The sequence below is a fragment of the Streptomyces sp. NPDC056160 genome, assembly GCF_042268205.1.
Lineage (GTDB): Bacteria > Actinomycetota > Actinomycetes > Streptomycetales > Streptomycetaceae > Streptomyces.
In genome coordinates, this window is record NZ_JBHJUW010000198.1 from 1 (window position 1) to 12156 (window position 12156).

General features: G+C 73.3%; 11 protein-coding genes. 3 read left to right on the plus strand and 8 right to left on the minus strand.

Going from position 1 to position 12156, the window contains the following annotated elements:
• Positions 1-188 precede the first annotated feature (188 nt).
• Both ACFC02_RS38910 and ACFC02_RS38915 read right to left on the minus strand, forming a co-directional pair.
• Entirely contained in the window at positions 189-881 is a 693-nt protein-coding gene (locus ACFC02_RS38910; RefSeq protein ID WP_376367133.1) for a GAF and ANTAR domain-containing protein, read from the minus strand.
• A 112-nt stretch (positions 882-993) separates the two neighbouring features.
• Entirely contained in the window at positions 994-1542 is a 549-nt protein-coding gene (locus tag ACFC02_RS38915; protein ID WP_376367135.1) for a hypothetical protein, read from the minus strand.
• 432 nt (positions 1543-1974) lie between these two features.
• Between ACFC02_RS38915 and ACFC02_RS38920 the strand changes: the two genes are divergently transcribed.
• Positions 1975-3402, plus strand: a complete 1428-nt coding sequence (locus tag ACFC02_RS38920; protein WP_376367136.1) for an alkaline phosphatase family protein — start codon at positions 1975-1977, stop codon at positions 3400-3402.
• 84 nt (positions 3403-3486) lie between these two features.
• Here ACFC02_RS38920 and proP read toward each other — a convergent pair whose 3' ends face one another.
• The 6 genes from proP to ACFC02_RS38950 all read right to left on the minus strand — a co-directional run bounded on the left by proP (position 3487) and on the right by ACFC02_RS38950 (position 8409).
• Positions 3487-4995, minus strand: a complete 1509-nt coding sequence (proP, locus tag ACFC02_RS38925) for a glycine betaine/L-proline transporter ProP (RefSeq protein WP_376367138.1) — start codon at positions 4993-4995, stop codon at positions 3487-3489.
• A gap of 175 nt (positions 4996-5170) precedes the next feature.
• Entirely contained in the window at positions 5171-6043 is an 873-nt protein-coding gene (locus tag ACFC02_RS38930; RefSeq protein ID WP_376367140.1) for a fructosamine kinase family protein, read from the minus strand.
• Positions 6040-6504, minus strand: coding sequence for a low molecular weight protein-tyrosine-phosphatase (locus ACFC02_RS38935; protein WP_376367141.1), 465 nt, complete (start codon positions 6502-6504; stop codon positions 6040-6042). The genes ACFC02_RS38930 and ACFC02_RS38935 overlap by 4 nt, the downstream gene beginning before the upstream one ends.
• 173 nt (positions 6505-6677) lie before the next feature.
• A complete protein-coding gene (locus ACFC02_RS38940) occupies positions 6678-7418 on the minus strand; it encodes a metallophosphoesterase (protein WP_376367143.1) in 741 nt (246 codons plus the stop codon).
• Complete coding sequence (locus ACFC02_RS38945; RefSeq protein ID WP_376367145.1) at positions 7415-7705, minus strand: hypothetical protein; 291 nt, start codon at positions 7703-7705, stop codon at positions 7415-7417. Before ACFC02_RS38945 ends, ACFC02_RS38940 begins: the two co-directional genes overlap by 4 nt.
• Complete coding sequence (locus tag ACFC02_RS38950) at positions 7702-8409, minus strand: nucleotidyltransferase family protein (protein ID WP_376367147.1); 708 nt, start codon at positions 8407-8409, stop codon at positions 7702-7704. Before ACFC02_RS38950 ends, ACFC02_RS38945 begins: the two co-directional genes overlap by 4 nt.
• Before the next feature lie 534 nt (positions 8410-8943).
• Between ACFC02_RS38950 and ACFC02_RS38955 the strand changes: the two genes are divergently transcribed.
• Together ACFC02_RS38955 and ACFC02_RS38960 are read left to right on the plus strand one after the other, a co-directional pair.
• Positions 8944-11223, plus strand: a complete 2280-nt coding sequence (locus tag ACFC02_RS38955; RefSeq protein WP_376367149.1) for a catalase — start codon at positions 8944-8946, stop codon at positions 11221-11223.
• A gap of 217 nt (positions 11224-11440) precedes the next feature.
• Positions 11441-11968 carry a hypothetical protein gene (locus ACFC02_RS38960; protein WP_376367150.1) on the plus strand — a complete coding sequence of 176 codons (528 nt, stop codon included), beginning with the start codon at positions 11441-11443 and terminating at the stop codon, positions 11966-11968.
• Positions 11969-12156 lie beyond the last annotated feature (188 nt).

Genomic DNA, 12156 nt, shown 5'->3' on the forward strand with positions numbered 1-12156 from the left:
GCGCGGCACCCCGCGGCGGCGGCGCGGTGCGAGCGGGCCCGCCGTCCGGCTCCCCGGTACGGCCGTCCGGGTGGTGCGGGCCCAGCCCGTCCGGCGGCGGCGCGGTGCGGGCGGGGGCCGGGCCGGGCCCAGTCGGGGGCTCGGGCTTGCGGCCGGGCCGTGGCCCGAGCACGTGGCCGGGCCGTTGGTCAGGGCTTGTGGGGGGCCTTCTGGCGGATGTTCTGGGCGACGTCGCGGAGTTTGACGTTGTGGTGCTGGGAGATGCGGCGCAGCACGGCGAACGCGTCCTCCTCGCTGAGCCGGTGCCGCTCGCGCAGTATGCCCATGGCCTCGCCGATGGCGTGCCGGGTCTCCAGCGCGTGTTCCAGCTGGTCGACGGTGCGGGCGCCGGCCAGGGCGACGGCGGCGTGCGAGGCGAGCAGCCAGCCGGCCGTCTCGCTCTCCTGGGTGAAGGCGCCGGGGCGGCTGGAGTAGCAGTCCAGCGCCCCGAAGTCCTGGTCGTCGGTGTACAGCAGGAAGCCCATCATGCTGCCGATGCCCAGCTCCCTGGCGGCCGGCGCGTACCGCGGCCAGCCGGGCTGCGGGACGCTGAGGTCGGTGATGCGGAACACCCGGTCGCCGTTGACCCGGCGGGCGGCGTCGAAGCAGGGTCCCTCACCGAGCTCGCCCTGCAGGCGGTCGGACTCCTCGACCATCTGCCCGGTCACGGCCAGGCTCACGGCGCGCCCCTTGCGCACGGCCAGGATCCCCGCGGCCTCGCACCCGTCGATGAGTTCGACCGCGGCGGAGGCGATCTCGTCGAGCGTCGCCGCCGGGGAGTCCTGGGCCAGCAGACGCCGGGCGAGGTCGGCCATCTGTTCGGCGAAGTCGCGCCAGTCCATCCCTGCACACCACCCTTCTCCCGGCCGCGTGTGCCGCTCCCGGGGGTGTCGTGCCCAGGGATTCCGGCCTTCGCAGCGTACCTCTCGTCCGCCGTCGCAAGGCGTAACGCGATCATGGCATGCCGGTGCCCCGGCCGGGGGCCGGGGCACCGGTGGAACGGCTCACAGCCGCATGGGCGCGGCCGGGATCAGGACCCCCAGGTGCCCTGCCGACGGCGCACCGCCAGCCGGAACCGTGCAGGGTGAACGCCAGCTTGTAGTTGCGGGTGTTGAGCAGGTGGGTGCGGACCTTGAAGCCGAGGCTCGCCTTTCCCTTGAAGGTCCGCGTGGAGACGGACACGGTCTTCGACGTCCGGTGGCTGATCCGGCCGCCCTTGGCCGTCGCCGGACCGAAGCGGAGGTTGCGGACGTCGGTCACGGTGAAGGTGACGTTGTTGTAGCTGCGGCTGGTCCTGCTCCTGACGCCGAAGTACAGGCCGCCGCCCGTCACCCAGCCGTTGTGGTCCACGTAGAACCGGCTCGGGTAGACGATGTCGACCGGGCACCCCGAGCTCTGCGGGGTGGCGGTCGCCGCCGAGGCGGCACCCGCCAGTCCCAGCTGGGCGGTGGTGAGGACGCCGGTGGTGACCAGGGCCGCGACGGCCGTGCGTGTGCGGTTCATTGCGGTGCTACCTCTTCCCCCTGCGGCCCTCGCGGGCCGGTACGACATGACCCGCGAGCCCCCCTCGGGCGACCCGTCGGTCAGTGACGACGTATTTCCTAGCAGGGACGACGGCCGCGAAGGCAACGTCTGTGACGACAGTGCCACTTGGTGACGAAACCGGGACATCTGCGAGGCAACCCGGATGACGTCCGGCCGCTCACGACGCGCGGGCCCCCAGGGGGCGGGCGCTCCGGAGCCGTGGGCCGCGAGCCGGTGGCGCCGCGCCGGCGTGGGCCACGGCTTGGTCAACCGCTGTGCACACGTTGGTCACTTGTTCACCCGCCGCCCCAATTTCCCCTCGCCGCAGTGGGCAGATACGGGTCGGCGGCCCGTCCACCTCCGGGCGGACCGTGACGCGTGAGAGCCTCATCCGCTCAAGAAGGAGCACAGATGGCAGAGTTGACACGCCGCAGACTCCTGGGTTCGGCCGCCGGCGCGCTGGGCGGCGCCGCGGCGCTCTCCCTCCTCCCACCGAGCGTCCAGAAGGCCGTCGCCGCCGAGCCGCCCCGGCACAGCTCGCTGCGCGACATCGAGCACGTCGTCCTGCTGATGCAGGAGAACCGGTCCTTCGACCACTACTTCGGAACCCTCAAGGGGGTACGCGGCTTCGGCGACCGCGACGCGCTCAGGCTCGAGGGCGGCCGGTCGGTCTTCTACCAGCCGGACGCCGAGAACCCCCGGGGCTACCTCCTGCCCTTCCACCTCGACACCCACAGGTCCAGCGCGCAGGCCATCCCCTCGACGAGCCACGCCTGGTCGGTGCAGCACGAGGCGTGGAACGGCGGCAGGATGGACCGCTGGCTGCCCGCGCACCGCAAGGCGGACGGCGTCAACGGGCCCTACGTCATGGGCTACTACACGCGCGAGGACATCCCGTTCCAGTTCGCTCTCGCCGAGACCTTCACCGTCTGCGACAACTACTTCAGCTCGGTCTTCGGGCCGACCTGGCCGAACCGGCTGATGTGGATGACCGGGACGATCGACCCGGGCGGCACCCGCGGCGGCCCGATCATCGACAACACCGCCCCGAAGCCGTACCGCTGGACGACGTACGCGGAGCGGCTGCAGGCCGCCGGGGTGACCTGGAAGGTGTACCAGCAGGACGACGACTACGGATGCAACCTGCTGGAGCAGTTCGCCGCCTTCAAGGACGCCCGGCCGGGCTCGCAACTGTACGAGCGGGGCGTACGGCCGCAGCCGGAGGGCACCTTCGAGGACGACGCACGCGCCGACCGCCTGCCCGCGGTCTCCTGGATCGTGCCGACCAGCCACCAGTCCGAGCACCCGGACTACCTGCCGGCCGCCGGCGCGGACTTCGTGGCCTCCAAGATCGAGGCCATCGCCGCCAACCCGAAGGTGTGGCGCAAGACCGCGTTCATCCTCAACTACGACGAGAACGACGGCCTGTTCGACCACGTCGCCCCGCCGACCCCGCCCGCGGGCACCCCCGACGAGTTCGTCAGGGGCCTGCCCATCGGCGGCGGATTCCGGGTACCGGCCATCGTCGTCTCACCCTGGACCGTGGGCGGCTGGGTGGCCACGGAGGCCTTCGACCACACCTCGGCCCTGCGGTTCCTCGAACGCTTCACCGGCGTCGAGGAGCCGAACATCAGCGCCTGGCGGCGTGAGACGTTCGGCGACTTCACCTCCCCCTTCCGCTTCTCGCACAGCCGCCCGCGCCCGCCCCGGCTGCCGCACGACACGGCGGAGCAGCTGGAGAAGGCCAAGGAGGAGGTGGCGACGCTGCCCAGGCCCACGCTGCCCGGCGCCGACCAGAGCTTCCCCCACCAGGAGCGGGGGCACCGGCCGCACCTGTGAGCAACGCTCCCGGACCCGCACGCCGGCGGGTCCGGGAGCGACGGCCCGCGGCGGTGCGGGCCGCGCGGCTTGGGGTCCGGCGGGTCAGAACCGGGGAGCGGGTGCCTGGCTCTCCACCATCTGCGCCGCCTCCTGCGCGGTCGCCACGGCGGGCGGGGACCCCGCCAGCGGCCGGCGCGCGGTCTCCTTCATGCACACCACGGAGACCACGCCGACCAGCGCCGCGGCCATGGCGTAGTAGGCGGGCATCAGCCGGCTGCCGCTGACCGAGATCAGCGCGGTGATCACCAGCGGGGTCGTCCCGCCGAAGAGCGAGGTGGCCAGGTTGTACCCGATGGACAGGGAGCCGTAGCGCACCTCCGTCGGGAACAGGGCGGGCAGCGCCGCCGACATCGTCCCGAGCATGCACACCAGGGACAGCCCCAGCATCAGCATCCCCGCCGTCACCGACACCGTGCCGCCCTGCCCGATCAGCAGGAACGCCGGCACCGACAGCAGCAGGAAACCCAGCATGCCGGTCATGAGGACGGGCTTGCGGCCGATGCGGTCGGAGAGCCTGCCCACCTGGTTGATCAGCAGCATCAGCACCACCATGGTGACGATCAGGATCAGCAGGCCGTTCGTCTCGGAGTAGCCCAGCTCGTCCGACAGATAGGTGGGCATGTACGACAGGAGCATGTAGTCGGTGATGTTGTAGGCGCCGACCAGGCAGACGCACAGCAGGAGGGACGGCCAGTACTGGCGGAAGATCTTGGCGAGATCCCCCTTGGCGGTCGTCTCCACCGCGGACGCCGCCTCGGACGCCCGGTGCACGGAGGCGTCCCCCAGCTTCTGGAACGCGGGCGTCTCGTCCAGTCGCAGCCGCAGGTACAGGCCGACCAGCCCGATGGGACCGGCCACCAGGAACGGCACGCGCCACCCCCAGGACTCCATCCCGTCGCTGCCGAGGAACGTGGTCAGCAGCGTCACCAGGCCCGACGCGCCGACGTACCCGGCGAGCGTGCCCAGCTCCAGGAAGCTCCCGAAGAACCCCCGCCGCCGGTCGGGCGCGTACTCGGCGATGAACGTGGAGGCACCGCCGTACTCCCCGCCGGTGGAGAAGCCCTGCACCAGCCGGAAGAAGATCAGCAGCGCCGGGGCCCAGAAGCCGATCGCGGCGTACGAGGGGATCAGGCCGATCGCGAACGTCCCGATCGCCATCATGATCATGGTCATGGCGAGCACGGTCTTGCGGCCGATCTTGTCGCCCATCGGTCCGAACACCATCCCGCCGAGCGGGCGCACCAGGAACGACACGGCGAAGGTCGCGAACGACGACAGCAGCTCGACAGTGGCGTTCCCGGACGGGAAGAACACGTGACCGATGGTGACGGCCAGGTAGCTGTAGATGCCGAAGTCGAACCACTCCATGGCATTGCCCAGGGAGGCGGCCTTCACCGCGCGCCGTACGGCACGCTCGTCGGTGACGGTGATGTCGGTCCGCCGCAGCGGCGGGTTCCTGCGGCGTTCCGCGGCGCGGAACAACAGGCGATGGCGTCTGACGGCACCGCGATCGGCGTCGTTCTCCCGGAGCTCGTCTCCATTGCCCGCCATGAGGGCTCCTCTCTGCCGGCACACAGGCGTCCAGGGGACCGCCTGCTCACCCGTGGCGATGGCAAACGGGCCATCCGCCCGGAGCGAGATTCGCCACGTCGGCGGTATCGGGGACCCTCCCGGCCACTTCCGGACGCTTCCGGTCGCACCCGGACCCTCCCGGACCCTGTGGCCGTCAGCGTCCGGCCGTACGGGCCGCCTCGACCGCCTGTTCGCCGTATCCTCCGCCGAACAGCACCGCGTGCACCAGCAGGGGAAACAGCTGGTGGATGCCTACGCGCCCGCTCCAGCCGTCGGTGAGGGGCGCCCTCTCCCGGTAGGCGTCCAGGATCCGGTCCAGGTGCGGACAGCCGAACAGGTGGAGCATGGCCAGGTCGGTCTCCCGGTGCCCGCCGTGCGCGGCCGGGTCGATCAGCCAGACCTCCCCCCGCGAGTCCCACAGGACGTTGCCGTTCCACAGGTCGCCGTGCAGCCGCGCCGGCGGTTCCGCGGGGCCCGCCAGCTCGGGCAGGCGCCCCAGGACGTCCTCGATCACCGCCGCCCCGGCGGGGCGCAGCGCGCCGTCGTCGACGGCACGGCGCAGGTAGGGCAGCACCCGGTGCTCGGCGTACCAGGCCGGCCAGTCGGCGCCCGGGACGTTGCGCAGGGGCGCGCGTCCGATACGGGCGTCCTCGGGGCCGCCGGGCGGCGGCGCTCCGAACGCGGGTGCGCCCGCGGCGTGCAGGGCAGCGAGGTCGTGGCCGAACCGCGCCGCGCCCCGGGCGCTCGGCGGGCCCGGGGCGATCCGGTCGCTCACCAGCCACCGCCGGTCGTGGCCGTGCACCGCGGGGATCCGTACGGCGCCCGCGTCGGCGAGCCAGCGCAGGCCCGCCGCCTCGGCGCGTACGGCACCGGGGTCGTCACCGTGCTTGACCACCACCACCCGGCCGTCGTCCAGGGTCACCTCGGTGAGTGCGGCGGTCACCGGGCGTTCGCCGGTCGCGCGGCACCCGGTCAGGCGGGCCGCGGCAGGGGCGGGACCGTCGGCATCCCTGGGGCGGCTGGTCACGGGTCCAGGCGCTCCCGCGTCCAGGCGAGCAGGCCGGGCACCGCGGACTCGATCATCGCCAGCACCTCGTCGAACCCTTCCGGGCCGCCGTAGTACGGATCGGGGACGTCGAGGTCACCGGTCGCGCCCGGGTCGAACGAGCGCAGCATCCGGATCCGGGACGGGTCCTCGACGAGACGGCGCAGCGCCTTCTCGTGGCCGCGGTCCATGGCCAGGAACAGGTCGGCGTCCAGGTGCTCGGCGCCGACCTGCGCGGCCACGTGTCCGACCGGGTAGCCGTGCCGGGCCAGCACCTCGCCGGCCCGCGCGTCGATGGCTTCCCCGGCGTGCCAGGGGCCGATGCCGGCACTGCTGACCCGCACCTCGCCGTCGAGGCCCGCCCGGCGCAGGTGCTCCGCGAACACCAGCGCGGCGGAGGGGGACCGGCAGATGTTCCCGCTGCAGACGAAACAGATGTGCACGGCCCCAGGGTACGGAACCGGCCGCGGACGGGCAGCGGTGCCCAGGTGCGCTCCGGCGCTCGTGTGCGCCCGGCCGCCCGCGTGCGCTCCGGTCGCCCGCGTGTCCTCCGGCGCTCGTGTGCGCTCCGGTCGCCCCTGCGTGCGGGCGGCCGGCGCGGTCACGGCCCTGCTGTTCAGGCTTCTCCGGCATCGGCGCCGTGCAGGTGGTACACGTGGAACGCGCGCCCGATGACCGGCTGCGCGACGTTGCGCACGCGGACGCCGCCGCTGGTCATGCCGTTCTCCGTACCGGCGTGCGCGTGGCCGTGCACGGCGAGGTCGGCGCCGGCCGTGTCGACGGCCTCGGCCAGCAGGTAGCTGCCGAGGAACGGGTAGATCTCCAGGGGCTCACCGGCGAGTGTCTCCGGGACGGGCGAGTAGTGCGTGAGGGCGATCCGTACGTCGCAGCCCTGCTCGCCCAGCCGCTGGAGCGACGCGCGCAGGCCGTCGGCGCAGCGGCGGCTGCACCGCACGAACTCCTTCATCAGCGGCTCGCCGAACTCGCCCGCGCTGCGGCCGAGGAAGCCACCGCCGAACCCCTTGGTCCCCGCGACGCCGACCCGGGCCCCGTCGCACTCCACGACCACCCCGCGCCCCTCCAGCACCTGGGCGCCGGCGTCCTCCAGGACGGCGGCCACCTCCTCGGGCCGGTCGTCATGGTGGTCGTGGTTGCCGAGGACCGCCACGACCGGCACCGCGAGGCCCTTGATCTCGTCGGCCACCACCCGGGCCTCCTCGAGCGTGCCGTGCCGGGTGAGGTCGCCCGCCAGCAGCAGCAGGTCGGCGCACTCGGGCAGCGTCTCGAAGGCGGGCCGGAGCGTGCCCCGGGTCTCGGGCGCCATGTGGATGTCCCCGACGGCGGCGATCCGGATCATGCGAGGTCCTCCGCGTGGTCGGGGGAGGAGGCGTCGGCGACGACGACGTCGCAGTGGACCCGGTGGCCGGCCAGCTCGGCGTCGACCAGGCCGCAGATCTCCTCGCGGCAGTGCGCCGAGGGGACCGTTCCCGTGAGCAGCACGCTCTCGCCGCGCACCTCCAGCCGTACCCCCAGTTCGCCGAGCGGGCCGCCGGCGATGCGCTCCCTGAGGTGGGCGACGCGGTACTCCAGGTTGTCCCCGGACGCGGGAGGGCCGGGCGCCCGCTCTCCGCCGTGATGGTTCATGACCGCTCCCTCGGCGCCCTCCGCGGGGCGATGACGTTCATCCGTTCGAGCAGGAAGAAGAAGGAGGCCGGCATGGGGTCGTCCCCGCAGGCACGCCGGACCCGCTCCCAGTCGACCTTCTCCCGCAGGGCGCGCGCGATGGGGAGCACGGCGCCGAAGTCGCAGTGGTGCTCGGAGAAGGCGGCGATCAGACTCCACAGCAGGTCGGTCGGGGCCAGGACGGGCATGCGTACGGAGTCCACCGGCAGTTCCTCGGCCCGGCCGAGCATCTCCCGGGAGACGGGCTGGTGGGCGAGGACGAAGATCACGTCGATGTCCTGGTCGAAGCAGGTGGCCTTGATGAGCCAGTCCTCCGGCGGCTCGTAGACGGTCAGGCCGTTCTCCCGCAGGGTGGCCGCCACCGCCTGGGCGTCCTCGGGCAGGACGCAGAAGTCGGCGTCGTGCTGCAGGTTCTCGCTGCCGCCGTGCGCGTACACGGCCACGCTGCCCGCCAGCGCGAAGGGGTGCCCCTTCCGTTTGAGGAGAGCCCCCACCTGCTTGGCCGCCTCCAGGATCGCCTGGTTGCGGTCCCGGGGGAGCTGCTCCCGCTCCTGCGGCGTCCGTGGTGGAGGGTGCGCCGGTCGCCCCGCCCCGCCCGCCGCCAGACGAAGACCCGGCGGTCCGGCCCGCCGCGCCGGGGCCGTCCCGCCTCCGTCCCCTGCCATGCCCGCTCCCTCCGCCGCACTCACGGCCGCCGGGGGCCGGCCGGTCCGCCCGGTCCGCGGTGCCCGGCCGGGGCGGCCGCCCCGGCTCGGCCCCGGCCCCGCGGGTCGTCCGCCCGTTCCGGTGCCCTTCTGATGCCCGGTCGGGTACCCGGCGCGCCCGGCCCGACACAGCGGGGCTCGGCCGGGATGCTCGCGACCGGACCGCACGGCGGCGCCGGGGCCGTGCGTCGGGCGTGTCCTGGCGGCTCCCATCGACCGGGGCGATTTTCGCAGGGCTTGTAAGGCGCTGCCCGGGTACGCGGTGTGGCCGGAGGGTCACCCCGCCGTGACGGGTCCCGTGCGCCGTCCTGCGTGCCGTGAGAGATTGACAGGGTCGATGCCCGTTAAGGGTTATTTGCCGGAATCTTTCGGGTGGTACGGCAGGACCGGCACCGGCCGGAGGCGACGGACCCCGTCGGGGCGACCGGCAATCGGAGAGCAGAGGGCCGCAGCACACGCACCGTGGTGACGGCCAGGAGTGGAGGAACGGTACGCATGAGCGAGGCCAACCCCATCAAGCAGGCAGCCCACAAGGTGGCCGACGCACTCCAGGGCGACGGCGCGGGGCCTGAGGAGGGCATCCCGGGAAAGCCGGGATCCGAGTCCCCCTCCGTCGTCGAGCCCACGCAGCCGCGCGGCCCGCTGCCGCCCAAGCCCGACCAGAGCGGACCCGACACCGTCTCGCCCACCGGACAGCCCACCGGTGCGGACCGCGCCCGTATGGCGCAGAGCGGAAGCTACCTGACCACCGCGCAGGGAGCGCGGCTCTACGACACCGACCACTCGCTCAAGGCGGGCCCGCGCGGCCCCGTTCTGCTCCAGGACCATCACCTGCGCGAGAAGGTGATGCACTTCGACCACGAGCGCATCCCGGAGCGCGTGGTGCACGCCCGCGGCGCTGCGGCGCACGGCGTCTTCACCAGCTACGGCACGGCGACCTCGGTGACCAAGGCCGCCTTCCTCGCCAAGGACGTCGAGACGCCGGTCTTCGTACGGTTCTCCACGGTGCTCGGGTCGCGCGGCTCCGCCGACACCGTGCGTGACACGCGCGGGTTCGCGACCAAGTTCTACACCAGCGAGGGCGTCTTCGACCTGGTCGGGAACAACATCCCGGTGTTCTTCATCCAGGACGCCATCAAGTTCCCCGACATCGTGCACGCCGCCAAGCCGCACCCCGACCGGGAGATCCCGCAGGCGCAGAGCGCCCACGACACCCACTGGGACTTCGTCACCCTGCACACCGAGGCCACCCACCACGTCCTGTGGAACATGTCGGACCGGGGCATCCCGCGCTCGTTCCGCATGATGGAGGGCTTCGGCATCCACACCTTCCGCCTGGTCGACGCCGAGGGCCGCACCACGCTGGTGAAGTGGCACTGGAAGCCCAAGCTGGGCGTGCACTCCCTGGTGTGGGAGGAGGCCCAGATCGTGGGCGGTGTCGACCCGGACTTCCACCGCCGTGACCTGGCCGACGCCATCGAGGCGGGTGCCTGTCCCGAGTGGGAGCTGGGCATCCAGACCTTCCCCGACACCCCGGAGCAGACCTTCGAGGGCATCGACCTGCTGGACCCGACGAACATCGTCCCCGAGGAACTCGCCCCCGTGCAGCCCGTCGGACGGCTCGTCCTCAACCGCAACCCGTCGAACTTCTTCGCCGAGACCGAGCAGGTCGCCTTCCACCCCGGCCACCTCGTCCCGGGCATCGACATCACCGACGACCCGCTGCTGTCCGGGCGCCTGTTCTCCTACCTGGACACCCAGATCACACGGCTCGGCGGCCCCAACTTCGCACAGATCCCGATCAACCGCCCGCACGCGCCCGTCAACGACATGCTGCGAGACGGCCTCCACCAGACGGCCGTGCACCGCGGCGTCGCGCCCTACCGGCCCAACTCCCTCGACGGCGGCTGCCCGTTCACCGCGGGGGCCGACACGGGAGCGTACATCGAGGCTCCCGTGCGCATCCCGGAGGCGAAGAAGGTCCGGGAGGCGCCCGAGACGTTCGCGGACCACTTCAGCCAGCCCCGCCGGTTCTGGCTCAGCATGACCCCGGTCGAGCGCGAGCACATCATCGGCGCCTACACCTTCGAGCTGGGCAAGTGCTACGAGCAGGCCGTCAAGGAGCGCGGGCTGCAGGTGCTGGCCAACATCGACCCCGAACTGTGCGCCGAGGTCGCCGCCGGGCTCGGCCTGCCCGCGCCCGAGGCGACGGTGCCCTTCGCCGACGTCGAGCCCAGCCCCGCGCTGTCGCAGGTCGGCCGGACCTGGCCCACGGACGGCAGGGTGATCGGGATCATCGCCGGTCCGGACGGCGACCTGGACGGCGTACGGGCCGTGCGCGAGGCCGTGCTCGCCGGCGGCATGGTGCCCCTCGTCGTCGCACCGACCGGCGGAGTGCTCGGTGACGGTGCCGACCCGCTGTCCGTGCAGCGCACCTACGCCACCGCGCGGTCCGTCGAGTTCGACGCCGTGCTGCTGTCCGGGACACCGGGCGTGGGCGCCGACGCCTACGGCGCCCGTGACGCGAAGTCCCCCCTGGCCTCCGTACAGCAGGCGACCCATGACCCCCGGGTCGGCCTGCTGCTGTCCGAGGCCTTCCGGCACGGCAAGGCGATCGGCGCCTGGAAGGGAGCCGAGGCCGCGCTGGAGGCGGCGGGCGTGCCCACCGACGCGCCCGGCGTGATCGTCGCCGACAGCGGCACCGCCACGCTGGAGCAGATCACCCGCCTGCTGGGCGCGCACCGCGTCTGGGAACGGTTCCCCGGGGAGGCCTGACCCCTCCCGCCCCTCGAGACCCGGGCCTCCTCCGGCCGGCCCCGCCCGCGGCGCCCGTCGCTGTGGTCAAGGCCACGTCCCGGAGGAGGCCTGCGCCATAGGCGGGGCAAGGGCCGCGCACTACGGTTCCAGGTAGTCCCTGTGTCCGTGAAGCGGACCACGGTTCCAGGCAGTCCCTGTGTCCGTGTGTCCGTGAACCAGTGCGAACGGCCCGGCAGTGCTCGAAGATCTCTCCCCCCTCATCGCGGCGACCGCCCAGTGGCTGACCGCCGCCTACCCGGCGTCCGGCGGCGCGCTGGCGTCCGCCCTGTGCGAGATGCAGGCACGCCAGGCAGTGGCGGTCGCGGCCTGGCTGCGCTACCCCACCCCCATGGACGCCGCGCTGGTCGGCATGTCGGGCCCCGGCGGCTCCGGCCGCCTGGACTGGGTCACCGGAGCGGACGGCGCCGGGTCCGGGGACCCGGACACCCACGCCTGGCGCACCTGGGTGGACGAGGTCGTGGCGAGCTGGGCGGCCTGCCTGCTCACCGACCCCGCCCTGGCCGGCCGCGCGGTGGCCGCGCTCGCCGACGACGGTCGTACGGCGCACCCGCCGGTCGAGTTCCGGCGCCTGCTCACCCCCGACGAGCGGGACAGCTCGGCGGCGGCGCTGCTGCGCCACCCCGACCTCCTCGGCCCGGTGGCCGCCCTGCACCGCACCCAGCTCCTGGCCCGCCTGGAAAGGGACGAGACCCTGGCGGCCTGACACCTCTCGACGAGGTCATCTTCGTTCCCGAGCCCCGAGCCCCGAGCCCCGAGCGCTCAGCCTCGGCCCGGTCAACGCCTTGCGGAGACCCGGCCCCGAGCCCGACCCCGCGCTGTGACAGCGGCGGCGGCGGGGAGGGCGCCGCCGCGCGACCGCCGCCGCGCACGGCCTGGGCGGGCGGCGGGGCC